This window comes from Virgibacillus sp. 7505 (assembly GCF_002272135.1).
GTDB lineage: Bacteria > Bacillota > Bacilli > Bacillales > Amphibacillaceae > Terribacillus.
Map to the genome: position 1 here is coordinate 331,473 of NZ_NPBF01000025.1, position 19,099 is coordinate 350,571.

General features: G+C 43.0%; 21 protein-coding genes, 1 tRNA gene and 1 pseudogene. 13 read left to right on the plus strand and 10 right to left on the minus strand.

Annotated features, from left to right (window positions below; all coding sequences use genetic code 11):
- Positions 1 to 79: 79 nt before the first annotated feature.
- Both CHH91_RS11415 and CHH91_RS11420 read right to left on the minus strand, forming a co-directional pair.
- A complete protein-coding gene (locus tag CHH91_RS11415; protein WP_286160763.1) occupies positions 80 to 931 on the minus strand; it encodes a glycosyltransferase family 8 protein in 852 nt (283 codons plus the stop codon).
- A gap of 91 nt (positions 932 to 1,022) precedes the next feature.
- Complete coding sequence (locus CHH91_RS11420) at positions 1,023 to 1,604, minus strand: GNAT family N-acetyltransferase (RefSeq protein WP_095223559.1); 582 nt, start codon at positions 1,602 to 1,604, stop codon at positions 1,023 to 1,025.
- 126 nt (positions 1,605 to 1,730) lie between these two features.
- Here CHH91_RS11420 and CHH91_RS11425 point away from each other — a divergent pair, with 126 nt between their 5' ends.
- Entirely contained in the window at positions 1,731 to 2,624 is an 894-nt protein-coding gene (locus CHH91_RS11425) for a ComEC/Rec2 family competence protein (RefSeq protein WP_095223560.1), read from the plus strand.
- Positions 2,625 to 2,657: 33 nt separating this feature from the next.
- On the opposite strand, the gene CHH91_RS11430 is transcribed toward CHH91_RS11425, so the two are convergent.
- The 3 genes from CHH91_RS11430 to CHH91_RS11440 all read right to left on the minus strand — a co-directional run bounded on the left by CHH91_RS11430 (position 2,658) and on the right by CHH91_RS11440 (position 3,637).
- On the minus strand, positions 2,658 to 2,966 hold the full coding sequence (locus CHH91_RS11430) for a DUF3243 domain-containing protein (RefSeq protein ID WP_095223561.1): 309 nt from the start codon (positions 2,964 to 2,966) through the stop codon (positions 2,658 to 2,660).
- A 102-nt stretch (positions 2,967 to 3,068) separates the two neighbouring features.
- The gene (locus CHH91_RS11435; RefSeq protein ID WP_286160764.1) at positions 3,069 to 3,458 is read right to left on the minus strand and encodes a GNAT family N-acetyltransferase; all 390 of its coding nucleotides are present in this window, start codon (positions 3,456 to 3,458) and stop codon (positions 3,069 to 3,071) included.
- Positions 3,458 to 3,637, minus strand: a complete 180-nt coding sequence (locus CHH91_RS11440; RefSeq protein WP_095223563.1) for a hypothetical protein — start codon at positions 3,635 to 3,637, stop codon at positions 3,458 to 3,460. The genes CHH91_RS11435 and CHH91_RS11440 overlap by 1 nt, the downstream gene beginning before the upstream one ends.
- A gap of 138 nt (positions 3,638 to 3,775) precedes the next feature.
- On the opposite strand from CHH91_RS11440, the gene CHH91_RS11445 reads away from it, so the two are divergent.
- The 3 genes and pseudogenes from CHH91_RS11445 to CHH91_RS11455 form a co-directional block, all read left to right on the plus strand.
- Positions 3,776 to 5,203 (plus strand): alanine/glycine:cation symporter family protein, encoded by a 1,428-nt coding sequence (locus CHH91_RS11445; RefSeq protein WP_095223564.1) that lies wholly within the window; start codon positions 3,776 to 3,778, stop codon positions 5,201 to 5,203.
- Positions 5,204 to 5,316: 113 nt separating this feature from the next.
- Positions 5,317 to 5,547, plus strand: a complete 231-nt coding sequence (locus CHH91_RS11450) for a DUF4190 domain-containing protein (RefSeq protein WP_095223565.1) — start codon at positions 5,317 to 5,319, stop codon at positions 5,545 to 5,547.
- 101 nt (positions 5,548 to 5,648) lie between these two features.
- A pseudogene (locus tag CHH91_RS11455) lies at positions 5,649 to 6,161 on the plus strand (NAD(P)H-dependent oxidoreductase); the annotation flags it as partial.
- Positions 6,162 to 6,225: 64 nt separating this feature from the next.
- Here CHH91_RS11455 and CHH91_RS11460 read toward each other — a convergent pair.
- Entirely contained in the window at positions 6,226 to 6,486 is a 261-nt protein-coding gene (locus tag CHH91_RS11460; protein ID WP_095223567.1) for a hypothetical protein, read from the minus strand.
- An 86-nt stretch (positions 6,487 to 6,572) separates the two neighbouring features.
- Between CHH91_RS11460 and CHH91_RS11465 the strand changes: the two genes are divergently transcribed.
- The 5 genes from CHH91_RS11465 to nadD all read left to right on the plus strand — a co-directional run bounded on the left by CHH91_RS11465 (position 6,573) and on the right by nadD (position 10,355).
- On the plus strand, positions 6,573 to 6,809 hold the full coding sequence (locus CHH91_RS11465; protein ID WP_095223568.1) for a hypothetical protein: 237 nt from the start codon (positions 6,573 to 6,575) through the stop codon (positions 6,807 to 6,809).
- Positions 6,810 to 6,923: 114 nt separating this feature from the next.
- Complete coding sequence (locus CHH91_RS11470; RefSeq protein WP_095223569.1) at positions 6,924 to 7,700, plus strand: NUDIX domain-containing protein; 777 nt, start codon at positions 6,924 to 6,926, stop codon at positions 7,698 to 7,700.
- Positions 7,701 to 7,718: 18 nt separating this feature from the next.
- Entirely contained in the window at positions 7,719 to 8,279 is a 561-nt protein-coding gene (locus CHH91_RS11475; RefSeq protein ID WP_095223570.1) for a cysteine hydrolase family protein, read from the plus strand.
- Entirely contained in the window at positions 8,279 to 9,739 is a 1,461-nt protein-coding gene (locus CHH91_RS11480; RefSeq protein WP_095223571.1) for a nicotinate phosphoribosyltransferase, read from the plus strand. The genes CHH91_RS11475 and CHH91_RS11480 overlap by 1 nt, the downstream gene beginning before the upstream one ends.
- A gap of 1 nt (position 9,740) precedes the next feature.
- Positions 9,741 to 10,355, plus strand: a complete 615-nt coding sequence (gene nadD, locus CHH91_RS11485; protein WP_095223572.1) for a nicotinate (nicotinamide) nucleotide adenylyltransferase — start codon at positions 9,741 to 9,743, stop codon at positions 10,353 to 10,355.
- A gap of 337 nt (positions 10,356 to 10,692) precedes the next feature.
- Here the strand turns inward: nadD and CHH91_RS11490 are convergent, their stop codons facing one another.
- Together CHH91_RS11490 and CHH91_RS11495 are read right to left on the minus strand one after the other, a co-directional pair.
- On the minus strand, positions 10,693 to 12,051 hold the full coding sequence (locus CHH91_RS11490) for an arsenic transporter (protein WP_095223573.1): 1,359 nt from the start codon (positions 12,049 to 12,051) through the stop codon (positions 10,693 to 10,695).
- Positions 12,052 to 12,460: 409 nt separating this feature from the next.
- A tRNA-Ala gene (locus CHH91_RS11495) sits at positions 12,461 to 12,533 on the minus strand.
- A gap of 140 nt (positions 12,534 to 12,673) precedes the next feature.
- Between CHH91_RS11495 and CHH91_RS11500 the strand changes: the two genes are divergently transcribed.
- From CHH91_RS11500 to CHH91_RS20585, 4 genes are all read left to right on the plus strand, one after another.
- Complete coding sequence (locus tag CHH91_RS11500) at positions 12,674 to 13,561, plus strand: exonuclease domain-containing protein (protein WP_176465767.1); 888 nt, start codon at positions 12,674 to 12,676, stop codon at positions 13,559 to 13,561.
- A 43-nt stretch (positions 13,562 to 13,604) separates the two neighbouring features.
- Positions 13,605 to 13,940 (plus strand): hypothetical protein, encoded by a 336-nt coding sequence (locus CHH91_RS11505; protein WP_095223575.1) that lies wholly within the window; start codon positions 13,605 to 13,607, stop codon positions 13,938 to 13,940.
- Positions 13,941 to 14,034: 94 nt separating this feature from the next.
- Positions 14,035 to 15,792, plus strand: coding sequence for an ABC transporter ATP-binding protein (locus CHH91_RS11510; RefSeq protein WP_095223576.1), 1,758 nt, complete (start codon positions 14,035 to 14,037; stop codon positions 15,790 to 15,792).
- A gap of 43 nt (positions 15,793 to 15,835) precedes the next feature.
- Positions 15,836 to 15,985 (plus strand): hypothetical protein, encoded by a 150-nt coding sequence (locus tag CHH91_RS20585; protein WP_176465768.1) that lies wholly within the window; start codon positions 15,836 to 15,838, stop codon positions 15,983 to 15,985.
- Between the two features lie 38 nt (positions 15,986 to 16,023).
- On the opposite strand, the gene CHH91_RS11515 is transcribed toward CHH91_RS20585, so the two are convergent.
- The gene (locus tag CHH91_RS11515; RefSeq protein WP_095223577.1) at positions 16,024 to 16,965 is read right to left on the minus strand and encodes an AEC family transporter; all 942 of its coding nucleotides are present in this window, start codon (positions 16,963 to 16,965) and stop codon (positions 16,024 to 16,026) included.
- Between the two features lie 194 nt (positions 16,966 to 17,159).
- Positions 17,160 to 19,085 (minus strand): lipoteichoic acid synthase, encoded by a 1,926-nt coding sequence (ltaS, locus tag CHH91_RS11520; RefSeq protein ID WP_095223578.1) that lies wholly within the window; start codon positions 19,083 to 19,085, stop codon positions 17,160 to 17,162.
- Positions 19,086 to 19,099: the final 14 nt, after the last annotated feature.

Here is a 19,099-nt window from a genome sequence, read left to right on the forward strand (position 1 = left end):
CCCTTTTGTACTAGTGTAACATATGCGAAGAACGCATAGAAAAAACCGGAGTTATCTTAACTCCGGTTTTACAAACAGTTTATACAGATAAGGGATTTTCAGATTTAGCGGCAGTTTTGAATGCTGTTTTTGCTAAATATTTATAGTAGCCATCTGTGTAAGGGTGTATGGATCCTTCCTGCCAAGGTTTCTCTTCTCCGCAGAAATGGACAATTGACGGTGTTTCTCTTACTGTCCGAAGCACGCGTTCTTCCTTGAGTGACTTCGCTTTATATTCTTTCAAGATAACATGAGTTTGAGCATTCCATTTCGGATGAAGCATCAGCCAGTCATTCCATAGGATGGCGTTAAGGGCATCCTGATCATGCCAAGCCAGCTTATCCGGATTTTCGTTGATGAATGTCAGCACCTTATTTGTAATATCATTGTCGCGCCAAGCCTTCATATCAATTAGGATCAGACCGGAGTTGAAATAACGATCTTCTTTTGTGATTCCCATTTTCTCCAGACGGCGGTGTTCCCCATAGTCTCCTACGGCTGCAACGATATTGCCTTCCATATTGATTTCGAATAGTTTTTTGACATCATCTAGTACCAGCATATCGCAATCAACATACAGCGTCCGTTCAATAGCTGGATTCATCATTTCAGGGATGGAAATGCGATAGTAAGCCGCTTTTGAAATGTGGCGACTGGCGATTGCGCCTCCGTATGCATCCAAATCTACATTCAAGAAATCCAGTGGTGTATTGTAGGCGGCTGCTGTTTCTTTCAATAGCTGTTTCTTCTGCTGACTGATTCCTCCATCGATGATTGAAATGACAAAATCCTCAGGGTTTGAAGTATTTTCAAGTAGAGAACTCAATGTCATACCCAAGTGCTGTGCGTAGTTGTCATCTGTCGATGATACAATATGCATTTTCTTTTCCATTGTTCTTCTCATCTCCTTAGTGTTTATATAGCCGGTTGGAGACGAGACTAAACGCATGTAATGGAATTGTAATTAATTTGGTAAGAAATGCTTATCCATTTACCTCATCATCGTTTGTCTTACTGTTTTCTTTTGCTTCCCATTCTTCCAAGAGCATACCGTAAACATTGTGATTCACGTAACCATAGACAAGCTTTTCTGCTTGGCGGATTGTTCCTTCATGGGTGAAGTTAAGCTTCTCCGGAATTCTTCTGCTGCGTACATTTCCGATTGCCGAACGGATTTCGACTCTGTTCAATCGAAGTTCAAGGAAGGCATAATCCAAGGATTTGCTGACAGCTTTCTGCATAAGACCAAGACCAGTATACTCTTCTCCCAGCCAATAACCCAAGCTGGTAGAGCGATTCTGCCAGTCAATTTTATGGAAGCCGATTACTCCTGCTAAAGCCCCTTGATACCAAATGCCAGCTGTAAATCCATCATTGGCTGCAAACTGCGCCAAAGTATGCTGGATGAATTGTCTGCTATGCTCGACAGTCGTATTCTGATCTACCCAAGGAAGCCATTGGCGCAGGTGATCACGGGAACTGTCGATCAGCTGGAACAGTTTATCACTGTCCTGAGGTTCCAAAAGCTTCATATAAGTGGCTGAGTCAATGCGATGTGTAAACATGATTCGTCGCTCCTTTCAATTGCTAATAGTATAGCATGTCCAATCGATTGTTAAAATTAGGAGCTGCATCTTGGTGCATATGATTAGTAAGCGGACTGCATCCTATGGAAAAGGGGGCGGAACGCAATGAAGAAGTGGGTGTTTTTATTCTGTCTCTGCTTGATGCTTAGTTTCCCGATGAATACAGCAGCAGAAAGCGGAAGCGGTATATGGGACTATATTTTTTCACAAACCGACGAATCAGGGAGGCTGCAGGTACATTTTCTTGATGTCGGCCAAGGTGACAGCATACTGATACAAACACCATCCCATTATAATATTCTTGTGGATGGAGGAGACGCAGAATCAGGGGAGAAGGTAATATCTGAGCTTTCTGCCCGGGGAGTAAAGAAATTGGATCTGTTAGTTGCTACTCATCCGGATATCGATCATATCGGCGGACTTCTTCCGGTACTCGAGAAATTCAAGGTGAGCCAAGTGCTCGACAGCGGTAAGCTGTATACGACGAGGACATATCAGCGTTACACAGAAATTCTGGCGGAAAAACAAATCCCGGTGACTATCGCCAAAGAAGGTTCCTATATATCGGTAGACCCGCTTTTATCTATTCAAGTATTAAATGCCAACCATCCTAAAGCCACGAATAATCAGGCCTCCATCGTACTGAGGCTTACGTATCGGACGGTGGATTTTCTGCTTATGAGTGACGCTGAATCACAGCAGGAATATAAGATGAAACATAATTATGAAGTGGAATCGGAGGTCTATAAAGTTGCGCACCACGGTTCCCGTACGAGCAATACACTTTCCTTCCTTAAAAAAGTAAAGCCTGATTTTGCAGTCGTTTCCTACGGAAGAGATAATCAGTTAGGACATCCAACCAAGGAAGTCGTTCGAAATCTTAGCAAAGTGGGAGCTGTGCTTTATGCAACAGCCAAGGGAGGTACAATCAGTATTGAAACGAATGGGCTTTCCTGTCAGATCAGCAGTGATAGACCGGAGCCGATCTATAGTAAATAAAAAAGCGAATCCAATCCGGATCCGCTTTTTTCGTTAGTTTGTTTGATTTGCTAGCTTCACAAGTGTATTCGCAAGGGGCTTCTTGTTTTCCTCATCAGCAACAAGCCACAGCTGCTTAAGCAGATACTCTTCACGGTTGCGAGGTTCCTCTTTGTCTGCCAAATAGTCAGCAACGCGCTTAGCGGCTTTAGTCAAAGCTTCTTCGCTCAAGCCAAGGCGCTCACCTTGTTTTACCTTGTTACCTAAATAATCTTGGAAGTTCTGGAAATTGTTCAGAATCTCGTTCTTATCTTCCTGTGAAAGATTTTCCACAGCATTCTGTGCGCGATCTTCATGTGCCATTTTCATTACCTCCTCTTGTTGAGTTAGTAATATATTCCCATTATGCACTTTAACAAACAATATATCGAAAAAATATATCATATGGACTATATTTAGAAGTTATTACTCCGCATATGTCTTTCGGAAGCCATAAAAAGGCCGGAAATTTTTCTGTTCATAATATGATTTCGATGTACTGGTCGCCAGCATTTCCATACGGGTCGAAGGGAAAAGGTCGTGTGCTTCTTGTAGCAGCTTGCCGCCGACTCCTTGTCCGCGCATTTTTCCATCCACAAGCAGTTCAGCGACGAGCAGGGTAATAACTTGATCAGTGATACAGCGAATATAGCCGCATATTTCATCATTATGCAGCGCAACGAGAGCGGGGGCAGAGCCTTTCATAGCTTGGTCAAAACTAGCTGGATCAGCTGCAAGGGTAGTCCAGCTCTCATCTTTTAGTAATTTGACAATTGCCGGTAGATCTTCTGTTTTATAAGGACGAACCGCAATCATCATTCTTCCTCCTTTTTTGTTCCCTTAGGCATTGTGCCGAAAATGATACCTAACATACATCCAGCAGCCAGTCCAACAGTAGGGCTTTGAAAGGCGATTCCAAATAGTATAGCTGTTATGATACCCACCGAGATTGCCAAAGGATAACGGAAGGGCTTTTTCTCATTAGATTGTTTCAATTCATATCCCACCTTGTCTTTGTAAACACCAGTATAGCACGGATGATAGATCGCTATGGAAGGAATAAACATTGCGTATCATGTTAGATTTTGTTACATTAGTTTACATCGTGTATTTTTTTATGGGGAGAGAAAGAGATGGAGATATTATTAAAAATAATTCAGTCTACCAGTGATTTTATGTGGACTTATATTATGATGGGACTATTACTCCTAGTCGGTCTTTATTTTACACTGAAACTTAAACTAACTACATTCACGCAAATACCACACATGTTTAAATTAATTGGTGAAAAGACCACTGATGGGAAAGGGGTCAGCTCATTTCAAGCTTTCTGTATCAGTGCCGCGGCACGTGTAGGTACTGGTAACTTAGCAGGTGTAGCACTGGCTATTTCTGTCGGGGGTCCAGGAGCGGTATTCTGGATGTGGCTGATGGCTTTCCTTGGTGCTGCTTCTGGATTCGTGGAAGCAACACTTGCGCAGATTTATAAGACGCGGGATGGAGAATCTTCTTTCCGCGGCGGGCCAGCTTATTATATGGAGAAAGCATTAGGTCAGCGCTGGCTAGGTATTACCTTTGCCGTTATCATCACCTTGACGTTCGGTTTGGCGTTTAACTCTGTACAGGCGAATACGATTGTTAGTGCGTTCCATAGTTCTTTCGGTATCAGCAAAGAACTTATGGCAGTCATCATGACAGTGATTAGCGCTCTTATCATCTTTGGAGGTACGAAGGTAATTGTCAAAGTATCCGAAATCATCGTACCAGTCATGGCTGGAGGATATATCCTTTTAGCTATTGGAATCATTATCTTCAACATTTCCGAAATACCGCATGCATTCACTATCATTTTCCAGGATGCATTTGGTATTAAAGAGATTGCCGGCGGAGCTGTCGGTGTTGCGATGATGCAGGGTATTAAACGAGGCATGTTCTCAAACGAAGCAGGAATGGGTAGTGCTCCTCAAGCAGCAGCCACTGCCAATGTATCCCATCCGGTAAAACAAGGTTTTATTCAATCACTAGGAGTTTATGTTGATACTTTCGGCGTTTGTACAGCTACAGCATTCATCGTCATCCTTTCTGGTCTTTATACAAGTTCAGAATCTGACGGTATCGTTCTTACACAAAATGCACTTGAATCACTTGTCGGATCCTGGGCTGGTATATTCATTGCGTTAATCGTCTTCTTGTTTGCCTTCTCTTCTGTAGTAGGTAACTACTTCTACGGAGAATCAAACATTAACTTCATCAAGCATAGCAAAACATGGCTATTCATTTATAGATTGGCTGTAGTGGCTATGGTTGCAGTCGGTTCATTGGCAAGCCTGGAATTTGTTTGGGGAATTGCTGACCTATTCATGGCACTTATGGCATTCATCAACTTGATTGCGATCGTGCTGCTCGGAAGAATTGCTTTCCGTGCATTAAAAGATTATATGGAACAAAAACAGGCAGGAAAGAATCCACAGTTCTATTCAGATAGCGTAGCGGGCATTCCGAACGTCGATGAAGATGTTTGGGCAAAGCAAGCTGATGATAAAAAAGTATCCTCTTCGTAAGAGGATACTTTTTGTTTAAGGATAAAATAATTTAGAAAAGTTAAGAAACAGGACAGCAAGGTGAGACTAGGGATACAATGGAGACAGAACTTAGAAAGAAGGAGTTTTGATCCATGCAGAAAACAGCACTCATTTCGCTCGTATTCGGGGTCATCAGTTTGTTTCTTTCTTTATACGGTATCTTCTTTGGCATTATTGGATTCATCCTTGCTTTACATACGATAAGAAAAGCGGAGAACCCGGAAAGAACTGGAAAAGGTATGGCAATCGGAGGTTTGGCGACAAGTATCATTGGAGCCGGCTATCAGATAGTAGCCATACTTATTCTTGTCCTTACAGCCTGAACAGAATTTAAAAGAATGCAGCATAATCGCCGCATTCTTTTTTTGTAACCTTATTAATTTCTTTCCGTATAAGTAGATATCTTACGCACAGGAGGAAATCGATGAACGCATTGTTAGTATATGCCCATCCAAATCATGCATCTCTCAACTATGCCTTTTTCCGTGCAGTGCAGGAAGGTATTGAACACAATCCTGCCATCAGCGGAGTGGAAACAATCGATTTGTATGCCGAAGAGTTTGATCCAGCATTGGTTTTCCATGAAAAAAAGCGTCGTCGTGATATGCATACTGATCCGCGTTTTAAAGCGTATCGGGAGAAAATTAAGCGAGCTGATCTGCTTGTGTTCATTTATCCTATTTTCTGGGGAAGGCCGCCGGCTATGCTGCTTGGATTCATCGATCAAAACTTCTCAGCAAATTTTGCCTATCGGCACGAGGGTCTACTGCCGGAAGGATTGCTCCAAGGCAAGCAAGCGGTTTGTGTTTCCACCATGAAAGGCCCAGGGTTTTACAGCCGCTTTTATTTAGGGAATGCACATAAGATTTTAATGAAGCGAGCGCTGTTCCGATTTGTAGGTATCCGTAAAGTGAAAATCTTCGAGTTTGGCGGACTGTAAAAAAAGAACGGAAAACAGAAAAAGTACCTGAGCCGTATCGAAACGTACTTTTGCAAGCTGGCTAAATAGGCAGCTGTTCCAATTCGTAATATTTATTTCTGACATCCTGTATATCATTAGCAGCTAAGCTGCGTCCGATTTGTTCCAGCAAGGATGCAAATGTGCTATCATCGATACGCTCAGCTTGCTGCGCAATCCGTGCAGACCCGGCTTCCAAGATCGCTTCGGATACGTTGCCGATTTCATATATTCTGAAGTATTTCTGGATTTCCCGGATGGCAGTCTCTTTATACGTCACTTGCCATTCATCGTAAGTTGGCATAATACATACAACCTTTCTATTCAACAAGGAGCTATGTCCTGTTATACTGTCTATGGTATCATGCGACTTGGAAGGGAAGAAAGCAAATGTTACGTAAAATAAATGCTCTGCTCGCTATCATTGTCATTGCAATTGGTGTCTATCGATATATCGACCGGGATTACGAAGTGAATCCTCAGCTGATGCTGCCACTTTTGTCCATAATGTTTCTGTTATTTTCAGTTGAGTCTATCTTAAATAAGAAAAAGCTTATGACAGGAGTCTATTTGATTGTCTTCGTTATTGCAGCAAGTGCAACCGTCATGATCTTTACACAGACTTAAAAGTCTTCTCCTTATAGGAGGAGGCTTTTTTGTTTATCATTGACATAGAGTGGTAATCCCGCATATAATACAATTAACAATTAACATAATGTTAATTAAAAGGAGATTAACATATTGAAGTCGAATAATAAAAAGATACCTTATGATGTTAGTCGCTACCGGACACCTGATGGGTACACATCGGATATAGCTGTATTTACCATTACCTCCGAAAAGACCAAAGCATATGCTCCGCCAAAAATGAAACTCAAGTTGATGCTCATCAAGCGTGCCGAGAAGGATACGGAAGGAAATCCGAATATCGAAGCAGGGAAGTGGGCATTGCCCGGAGGTTTCGTTACACCGGAAGAAACAGCCATCGAGGCAGCCAGCCGGGAATTGGAAGAGGAGACGGGAATAGCAGGAATACATTTGAAACACTTTGGTGTATACGATGACCCAGGACGTGATCCGCGCGGGTGGATCATCTCGAATGCGCATTATGCTATTGTCCCGGAATACAGATTATTTGAGAGAAAAGCGAATGATGATGCCGCAGAAGTGGAACTGTTCCCTGTACAAGATCTGGAGCAGCATCTTTTAGCATTTGATCACGCCAGTATAATCCGTCATGCTATTACTCATATAACACGAGATTTACTGCAAACTACAGTAGCAAAGCAATTCTTGCCAGAGCTGTTCACTTACTCGGAACTGCAGGCAGTCTTGCTGACGATAACGGATGATAAAGCAATTCAAAATGAGCAAGCTTTTGCACGCAAAATTAAAACATTGCCTTTCATCGAAGCAGTTGAAGGGCAGAAGACACAGCGAACATCCAAGCTGCCAACTCAGCTTTATCGGTTCATTGATGCGGAATTGAAGCAATCGATTTATACAGCTCGTCATTAATCCAGAGGAGGATGAAAGATGAAAGCATTGATAAATATCGATTATACGAATGACTTTGTAGCAGAAGATGGGGCACTGACTTGCGGGGTGCCAGGACGAAAGATAGAGGAACGACTTACGGCGATTACCTCTGAATTCATTAGGAACGGTGACTATGTTGTTTTTGCAATTGATAAGCATGAGGAGAAGGATGCCTATCATCCAGAAAGCAAGCTGTATCCACCGCACAATATAGATGGGACAGAGGGACGTGCACTTTATGGCAAGCTGTCGGATGCATATGAATCTGCCAAGCATGAATTGAATGTTTATTATATGGATAAAACAAGATACAGTGCTTTTGCAGGGACCGATTTGCTGCAGCGGCTAAATGAGCGTGGTATCAAGGAGATTCATGCTGTTGGTGTAGCAACAGATATTTGTGTTTTCCATACACTGGTCGATGCATATAATTATGGCTTCAAAATCGTTGTTCACGCAGATGCTGTTGCTAGTTTCAACCAAGAGGGGCATACATACGCCCTGCATCACTTTAAAAGCGCGTTAGGAGCAGAGATTACAAAAGGAGGAGCGGAATAATGACACATTATCAGGATGATAGCACGGCATTGCACACAGACCTTTATCAAATCAATATGGCACAGACGTATTGGAAGGATGGAAAGCATAATCGCAAAGCAGTATTCGAGCTGTTTTTCCGTAAACAGCCCTTCGGTAATGGATTTGCTGTTTTCGCTGGCTTGGAGCGAGTCATCGATTATTTGAAAGAATTCCGTTTCTCGAATTCAGATCTGGAGTATCTTGAGCAGGAGCTGGGATATGAGAAGGAGTTCATCGCCTACTTGCGCGACCTGCGCTTTACTGGGGATTTGTACAGCATGAAGGAAGGAGAGCTTGTCTTCGGTACCGAGCCGATCATCCGGGTAGAAGCTCCGCTTGCTCAAGCACAGCTGATCGAAACAGCACTGCTGAATATCGTGAACTACCAGACACTCATCGCTACAAAAGCTGCCCGTATCATGCATGTATTGGATGAGGGAGATACAGCGATGGAATTTGGCTCCAGGCGTGCCCAGGAGATGGATGCGGCTATTTGGGGGACGAGAGCTGCGTATATCGGCGGCTTTCATGCAACGTCAAATGTGCGGGCAGGCAAAAAGTTCGGTATACCGGTTGCTGGAACCCACGCGCATGCGCTTGTGCAAGCTTATCGTGATGAGTATGAAGCATTCCGTAAATATGCCGAAACGCATGTGGATTGCACGTTTCTTGTGGATACGTACGATACGTTAAAGTCCGGTGTGCCAAATGCTATCAGGGTCGCTAAAGAAATGGGTGACAAGATCCGTTTTAATGCTATTCGTCTGGACAGCGGCGATTTAGCCTACTTATCAAAGCGGGCACGGGAAATGCTTGATGAAGCATGCTTTACGGAAACGAAAATTACCGCATCCAATGATTTGGATGAGGAGACTATTGGTGCTCTGAAGGCACAGGGAGCCAAAATCGACAACTGGGGTATCGGGACGAAGCTTATTACTGCTTTTGATCAGCCAGCATTAGGAGCGGTGTATAAGATAGTTTCCATTGAAGATGACAATGGAAATATGGCCGATACAATCAAAATCAGCGCCAATCCTGAAAAGGTTTCTACCCCTGGTCTTAAACGGGTCTATCGGATTATCAATCGAGCAAACCAAAAATCAGAAGGAGATTATATTGCGCTTGCCCATGAAAATCCGGAGGAAGAACCACGACTCAAAATGTTCCATCCAACCTATCCGTACATTAGTAAATTTGTAACAGATTTTGAAGCGAAGGAGCTTCAGCAGCCTGTTTTTCAAAAGGGTGAACTCGTGTACAGACTGCCATCTTTAGAGGAAACACGGAATTATGTCACACACAGCCTCACATTCTTATGGGATGAATATAAGCGGACTCATAATCCAGAAGCTTATCCTGTCGATTTAAGCACAGCTTGCTGGGATAATAAAATGGAATTGATCGAGCGCATCAAATCACAGCTGGAGGAGAAGTAGCATGGGGAAAATCGGAATTTATGGCTCATCGTTCGATCCTGTTACAAATGTCCATTTATGGACGGCCAGTACGGTCGCTCACCGTTGTAAGCTGGATAAGGTCATTTTCCTGCCATGCTCCAGTAAGCGAAAAGACAAACAGCTTCATACGACAGACGAACATCGCTGGCAGATGGTGCAGATGGCGATAAAAGATAATGACTGCTATATTGCAGATGATTATGAGATGAAGCAGGAAGCTTGGAATGTTTATACCGAGCAGACACTAACGCATTTTAAAGAAGTCTATCCCGATGATGAGGTCTACTTCATTATGGGAGCTGACCTGCTAGAGGATATCGGCGCTGGAAAATGGGGGAACAGTGAAGCACTTGTTCGCGATAACCGATTTATAGTCATGGCACGTAACGATATTGATATGCTGAAGGTAATCAGCCATTCTCCGCTGCTGCGAAATCATGATGACGGACAAACTTTCCATTTGATTGATAAAGGACTGGCGATGGAGATCAGCTCCACATATATCCGCGACGAGTTTGCTGTTGGAGGAGAGCCGCGGTATTTGCTGCCAGAAAGCTGTTATCAGTATATCAAGGAGCATCAGATATACAACTAATATAGTACAGCCCCCTTACAAGTCCAAGGGGGTCTTTTATTGTAAAAAGACACCTCCTTAAGAAAGTGTCTGCTTAGTGTGTTGGCTGGGACTGCTTAATAACAAGACAGTAAATACGGGGTGTTTAAATGAAAGAAATAGATGTATCGCAGAAGTGACAGTTGGTGCACTTTAGGTGTTTTACTTAGTTCGCTTTTCCTTCCCATTGCATACAGTAAAAATGAACCTAAGTATTTACCTATTAGTACAAGATAAGGAATTATAGAGAATGAATTCGATTGGTTGAATCCCTTATCTTTAATTAAATTGGAGGATATATTTCATTAAACCCCTGCCGCTAAGAAAAAAATATCTTGACCCAGTAATAGAGTAAGAACAAAGCAACTATGGTGGATATAGGGATGACAATAACCGATACTTTGAGGTAGTCCATCCACTTTAATGTAATATCATGTTGTTTCAAGATATATAACCAGATCAGTGAAGCAAGTGTTCCGATTGGCAACAATAGTGATCCGATGTCGCTGCCGATGATACTCGCTAGATAAATCGTCTTTAAAGTGATTGGATCAAGTCCTATTTCAGTCATTGTGAATGTACCGATCATCAAGGCTGGGTGATTATTGAAGATGTTAGACAGAATCGAAACAAGTCCTCCCATTGCAAAGCTTGCATACATCAATCCTTGGCTGATAATCGGTTCACTATATCTAACAAGCACTTCTGTTAGTCCGATGTTATGCAGGCCGTAAATGATGACATACATAGAAAAGGCGAAAACGAGTATATGCCACGGTGTTTTTTTGATGATGTCGATCGGATTTGTACGTAAGTAATACCAGCGCCATGCCAGCAACGCAAGAGAGCCGAGGACTGCTACGACTGAAATAGGGATGGACAGATAAGAAGCGACAAACAGCAGACAGCGTATTAAGAATACAAACAACAATAGTATAAGCATGAATTTTGTTCGTTTTTGTTTAGTGTCTGTGAATACCTTCCTACCTTGTATCGGTTTAAAGTGTTGCGTAAAGAAGTGTTCTTCGATGTCCTTTACAGATTCAGGTAATGATATAGGTAATTTTTTCTTCACAACCATGAACATTAGCCAAGACATAAACAGTAATCCTAATGTCGCCGGAACAAACATCATAGCTGTGTGCATGTAAAGTGACATATCGATTATTTCCAAGGCAATCAAATTGACGAGGTTACTTACTCCAATCGGTGCACTGGAGGCTGTAGCGATAAGGGCACCACTTAATAAATATGGAATTTGCTGGTGTGTCGGTAAGCGGAGATTCCTGAGAAGTAAAATTAGGATTGGTGTTGTAATTAAGATACTTCCGTCGTTATTGAACAAGAGTGTCATTAAAAAGCATAAAAGCTGAATGTACCAATATAACCGATACCCCGAACCCCGAGCCAAATTAGCTAGCTTTGCAGCGACCCAGTGAAAGAAACCGAAACTCTCTAATATGACCGCCATGACGATTGTGGCCATGATCGTAATTGCGGCTCCCCCAATCTTATCCACTATATCTGCCGCATCAGGCCCTGAAACAATTCCTGTCAATAAAATTATCGCGGCACCTACTGCTGCCGGGATAGCTTCATTAAGCCCCCGTGGCCTCCAGAGGATGACCAGCATAGTAACTAGGAACGTGAATACCGTGATTCCTATTTCTAATGTCATCTTGCACAACTCCTTTTTCCTTCCCTTTTATTTTTTAATCGGAAGTTTGAACCTCCCCCGACCTGTTTTTTACATGTATATTCAAATTCAAATAGAAGGACTAGATTTTTATACCTAAATTGTCGAAATGTATGTTTGTCTGCTAGAGTGAAATGTCTAGAAAGAGGAATAGGAGGTACTGTCTCAAGTGGCTTTACAGGTGATTTCTCTAAAGGACCTATGAAAATTGCAAAGGGAAAAGGGCAGGAAAGAGTAGGTTCTATTACTAGAGATGTGATAAATGGTAGGTATAGTAAAGCATGAAAGTAGAAAGAAGCTAATGCGGTCCGAGGTATTGTGCAGTTGATTCAATGTATGATTTATTACCTTTAAAACAAGAAAAAACCCTTAAAATAAGGGTTTTGTAAGATGGAGCATAGCGGGCTCGAACCGCTGACCTCTTCGCTGCCAGCGAAGCGCTCTCCCAGCTGAGCTAATGCCCCGTATGTAGTTTATACGTCACAAAAATATTATAGCGTTTCTCTCAGTTACTGGCAACTATTTTTTACAAGCACGATGATCGGACTCTTTCGGCTGCTGTGATATAATCTACTTAACAAAAGTCGATTTGGAGGACGATGCAGTGCGGTTTGTAAGTATAGATTTCGAGACGGCGAATCGTTATTGGTCAAGTGCTTGTTCGGTAGGTGTTGCTGTAGCGGATGAGTCAGGTGTGATTGACGAGTGGTATACATTGATCAATCCATTGATGGATTTTGAAGAACAGAATATCCAGGTGCATGGGATTCTTCCACGGGATGTGGAAGATGCGCCGACGTTCAAGGAAATCTGGCCGAAGTTAAGCAGTTATCTGGCCGGCAATGTCGTAATCGCGCATAATGCGAGTTTTGATATGGGTGTTATTCGTAAAGCGGTGGCACGTTATGGATTGGAAATGCCGGATTTTGATTATCTGTGTACGCGAATCATCGGCAAGAAGGTGTGGCCGGATATGGAGAATCATCGGCTGAATACGTTAGCTGCCAGCAAGGAGATCATGTTCGAGCATCATAATGCCATGGAGGATGCACGAGTTGCAGCGAATATTTTCCTGCATGCGATGGCGGATTCCGGAGTACAGAGTATAGAAGAACTGACAAAAGCATTAAAGGTTAGTCGAAAAAGCATCCATGATACAAGTTCCACGGGAAGCAAATCCAGATACGGTGATATCAAGCCACAGACAGATCAATTTGATCCTGCACACCCGTTCTACCGGAAACAGGTGATGTTTACGGGGACAATGAAGAGTTTGAAGCGGAAGGATGCAATCCAAAGACTTGTCAATGTAGGCGGCGTGCACACAGATAAAATGGACACGTCTACCCGCTATCTCGTTGTTGGCGCAAGAGACTATGAGAAATTTGCTGCTGGCAAGAAAACGAGTAAGCTAGTCCAAGCGGAACGGATGATTGAGAACGGACGGCCGCTGCGTATCATTTCTGAAGAAAAATTCCTGACATTAGTGTAAGAAGTTCTCGGTAGGAGAACTTCTTTTTTTTGGAGGGCACACGATGTATGAATTAAAGGAAACCGATTTGACTAAAGAGGCGTATAGACAATTGATGGAGCGATTATTAGATGCTTGTGACACAGTCAGTTTCGCCGTGCTTCCTAAAAAGATGAAGGGGCAAAAGCAAACGCTGCATAGGCTGCTGCAAGATTTGGAACCGTATTTGCAGGAAACTGTCCTTGATAATGGTACAAGAGCTAACCTTTTTGATGCCAATAAATCTGTACCGAATTATTATTATCGTATTTGTACGGGATCCAAGCAGGTAATCTTAAAGTCAGCGAATAGTCTTTCTCTTGGCAGCAGCCCGCACTTCCAGAGGATTTATCCTTTTTGAAGAAGGGAGAAGAATATTTAGTGATCAAAGCTCATGAAGGTTATGCAATGCTCTTTGCAGAAGATGAACAATTAATAGAACTTGGGGGAACAAAATGGAGCAGAATCGAATAGAAACGAAAAAATTTGATTGGCGATTATTTCTGGCGCTGGTTAAAGGTACTAAACCACCTAAGATGATGGTCATTGTTGCATTGGTGATGAGTTTATTGACGACAGGAGTCGGCTTCACGGTACCATTGTTCACGAAGAATCTAGTGGATGGCTTCTCTGGACAATCCATTACTGGTACCCAAATTGCTATTTTAGTCATCGCTTTTGTCCTGCAAGCTTTAGCTAGTGGCTTATCCATCTACTTGCTGGCGAAAATCGGCCACCATGTTGTCGCTAAACTGCGAGAACGATTGTGGGATAAGCTTTTGCATCTGCCAATCAGATTTCATCACGATAATGAAACAGGAGAGACGCTCAGCCGAGTGACGAATGACACAGCGGTTGTAAAAGAGCTGATTACGGATCATCTGACCAGCTTCGTTACAGGTATTATCTCCATCGTCGGATCGATTATCATTCTGCTTGTACTTGACTGGAAGATGACGATTGTCATGCTGCTAGCAGTTCCGATTGCAATCGGAATCATCATGATACTTGGGCGCAGGATGTACCGGGTATCGAAAATAATGCAGGAGGAGACAGCGAAGTTCACTGCAGTTTTGAACCAGGTATTGCCGGAAATGAAGCTTGTCAAAGCCTCGAATGCAGAACATGTAGAGCTGGAACGAGGTAACAAAGGTATTCGAACTTTATTTACGTATGGCTTGAAGGAAGCTAAAATTCAAGCGCTGTTGTCGCCGCTCATGCTCTTTATCATGATGCTTTTGCTTGTGACTATTATCGGGTACGGTGGTGTGCGTGTTGCATCAGGAGCATTATCCGCAGGCGACATGGTAGCTTTCATCCTGTATCTGTTCCAGATCATCATGCCGATGACGCAGCTGTCCATGTTCTTTACCCATCTTCAGAAGGCGATGGGAGCAACAGAGCGTATCTATGATGTTCTTGGAGAAGATACAGAGGATAGCGATAAAGGAATACCGATACATCGTGTGGACGGGGATTTGCATATAAACAATCTTAGTTTTGCTTATCAAGCAGAACAAGTCCTGCATGATCTCAGTTTTACAGCGCCTGCTGGGAAGGTAACCGCCATTGCCGGCCCGAGTGGTGGCGGAAAATCGACTCTATTCGGTTTGCTTGAACGGTATTACGAGCCGACTAGCGGTACAATCCTACTGGGTAAGACACCTATCCAAGACTTTAAATTGCATGACTGGCGCCGCCAAATTGGCTACGTGGCACAGGAAACGGCTCTATTATCCGGCACGATTCGTGATAATATCTGCTATGGCTTGGAAAGGGAAATATCACAGGAAGAACTGGAACGTGTATCTGAAATGGCGTATGCGAAACAGTTCATAGAAGAATTGCCTGACAGATATGAAACGAAGGTTGGCGAACGAGGGGTGAAGCTATCAGGAGGACAGCGGCAGCGTATTGCTATCGCAAGAGCGCTTTTACGTGATCCACAAATCCTGATGCTGGATGAAGCAACCTCAAGTCTTGATAGCAGTTCAGAGATTTACGTTCAGCAAGCACTGCAGAATTTGATGCAGAATCGAACTACCTTCGTGATAGCACACCGGCTATCAACTATTGTGGATGCTGATCAGATTGTATTTATCGAAAAAGGGCGAATCACTGGTATCGGGACGCACGAGGAGTTGTTCGAACGTCACGATCTATATCGGGAATTCGCATCCCAGCAGCAGCTGCTTGCGGGTAAAGTGGAATAAATAGAGTCCTTCTCCGCATACTAGGCGAAAAGGGGGTTCTATCATGCCAAAGAAAAAGCCCAATAATGATCATCAATTTAAAGAAAACAAAAATCATGGCGAAAAAAGGAATGGTCGATTGAGCCAGTTCAAGAATAACGTCAATGGACCAGGACAAGCGGAAAACGAATATATTTCCGTAAAGGAAGATTAAAAAAGCTGCTGCCTCAATAGATGAGGCAGCAGCTTTTTTCAGTTCATCCAATTTACGAGGACGAACAAGATCGGCAAGACAACAATTAACGAAGATGTCGCAACAATCCAATTGGAGTTGGCCAATTCCATGTCGAGATTGTACAGCCGCGGCGGTACGAGAGAAGCAACTGCCGGCGGCATGGCGGACATAATGAGAAGCACCTGTAATAATATACCGTCATACAAGCTGCCAAGACCAAGCAAATAAGCACTGCCAGTAATGACAAGCGGCACAGCAAGAAACTTGATTGGAATCAGCCAGATACTAAGCTTCCAATACTTTTTCACAGAAGCAATTCGCATGCTGAATCCGATTGGGATCAGAAGCAGGATGGATGCCAGTGCAACAAGTGTTGAATTGCTTGCTCCCAGCCATTCGAATCTGTCTATTGGTGATAAGTTCAGTACAGCACCAATGATGATAGAACAGAAGGTGATCATGATGAATGGATCCTTGATAATACGCATCACACGCGATCCTGAAGCATTGTCTTCGATTGTACCGTATGATTTTGCGATTGGATAAATGATCGTATAGTACGTGAATTCCTCAAGCAGGCGGAACATTGCAGCGTACGCGACTGCTTGCTCCCCAATGAAGAGCACACAGAAGAGTAGTCCGAAGCTTCCAAGGTTCAGGAATGCGCCAGAAACGAACATGGACCCAATCTGGTCTTTCGGCAGCTTCTGCCATTTGGAAAACAGCAGAGCGAGAATTGCGCCGAGAAAGATAGTTGCGATGCCAAAAATTGGTAAGTAGATGAGCCTGGCATTGGTCAAGTCAGCTGACCAAAAGGCACTAATAAGAATAATTGGATTCAGTACAAGCAGGACAACACGAATCAATGCATTCATAAAATAATTGAGGGAGAACCATTCCGGCAGCCGATATTTCTCAGCGACGATCCGGATAGCCCTTCCGATGATAAGTCCGATCAATATAATGGATATAGCATAAATAAAGCTTGCGATAAGGCTGTACCTCCTTCTGCTGACAGCTACATGATGTATTCCCTATTTTCTATTATATACAGCATTCTTAATTGTAACGATATTGCAGGCCATTGTCTAAAGAAATTAGTAAAATGGGCTTGAACAAAAAACACCTGCCATAATAGGCAGGTGTTCCGCAATTATTTTTCCTCTGAACGATTATTATAATCATAATCACTTGTATCTACAGGTGTCCAGCCTTCCGGATCATAGAAGCGGAGCAGGTCACCATAAAGGATTTTATCGTTAAGGCTTAGCTTCTTGGCTAATTCCTCTTTTTCTTTTTTGATTTCTTCAATCTGGGTTTCATCTTCGATTATTTCACCGGTGGCAGTGTCATAATACGTGTCACCTAAAACTGTGTAATCTTTACTGATGAAGTCGCCATTACGTAAACCAACTACATCGTTATGCTCTTCAGACAGAAGATCTGTACCGAACTGGATATATTTAGATGAATCGATACCAAGCAAGTGTTCAAGTGTCGGCAGGACATCAAGCTCACCGCCGTACGTGTGGTTCACGCCGCCTTCAAGACCGGGAGCCTTGATCATAAGCGGTACACGCTGCATTTGAGCATTTTGATAATCCGTCATTTCTTTTCCAGTAATCTCTTCCATAGCACGGTTGTGGTTCGTAGAGATACCATAGTGATCTCCGTAAAGCAGGATAACAGAGTTATCATACATACCTGATTCTTTCAGGTCTTTGAAGAACTGTTCCAATGCTTCATCCAGGTAGCGTGCTGTCTGGAAGTAGTTATCTACTGTAGCATCTCCAGTTGTTGCTTTATCAATCGTTGCATCTTCTGGATCAAGTGTGAACGGATAATGGTTCGTCAGTGTGATCAGATGCGCATAAAATGGCTGATCAAGTGATTCAAGCAACGGCATGGATTCCTCGAAGAATGGTTTATCCTTTAGACCATAGTTCACTGAGTTTTCCATGTTGTAATAAGTGGAATCAAAGAAATGATCGACTCCGAATTGCTTATAAATCTCATCACGGTTCCAGAATGTCTTTTCGTCACCGTGGAATACAGCACTTGTATAGCCTTGCTCCTGGTTCAGGATGGCAGGTGCTGCTTGATACGTGTTCGTACCTTTTACTGAGAAGGCAGATCCTTGCGGCAGACCATAAAGGGAGTTATCCATTAACAGCTCTGCGTCTGCGGTTTTTCCTTGTTCTGTTTGGTGGAAGAAGTTATCAAAGTACGTTATTTGCTTATCATTCACAAGTGAATTCAGGAACGGTGTAACCTCTTCGCCATCCAGTTTGTAATTGATCAGGAAGCTTTGGAAGCTTTCCAGATGAATTTTGATGACGTTCATACCTTCTGCATTACCGAAGTATTTCTCATTCGGTTCAGCATAGTTTTCCTTCGTGAATTCCGTTACTTCAGATAAGTCGCTCGGACTAGCCATAACTCGCTGCGTGGAAGTCTTCGCATTTTGAACTGCATCATAGATTGTATAGTTGTACGGTCCAAGATACTTTACCAAGTATGTGCGGTCGAATGTACGCTGCAGCAGCTGCGGGCGATCGACTTCAGCCAGTCCAAGGTTTACTGCGAATAGAGCCACACCGGAGATGATGACCATGGCCGTCTTCCGGAAAGCAAGGCGTTCGATACTCCAGTTCTTTCTTGTGTAGATATACAAAACGATCAGCAAAATGAAATCCAGGAAGTAGATGAAATCATAGCCTTCCATCAATCCAAAGATGCTGCCGCCCATTCCGGAACTTAAATTATCTGTTTGCTTTAATGTTGGCAAGGTAATAAAGTCATTAAAGAAGCGATAGTACAGGACATTGGCGTAAAGCAGGAAGCTCATTATGAAATCAATGACTAAAAGCCAGATTCCCATCCTTCTGCCCTTTGCCAGGAAAGCAAGTCCTAGGAATACGATGCTCGCACTCAAAGGGTTTATTACCAGCAGGAATTCCTGCATGCTATTTGTTATATCCAGGTTGAATTCCTGTTTATAGGAAAAATACGTTTTGGCCCATAAGAAAATAACGGCCAGCGCAAAAAATCCTTTTTTTGAAGCCAGAAGCTTCTTCATTATCTTTCACCTCT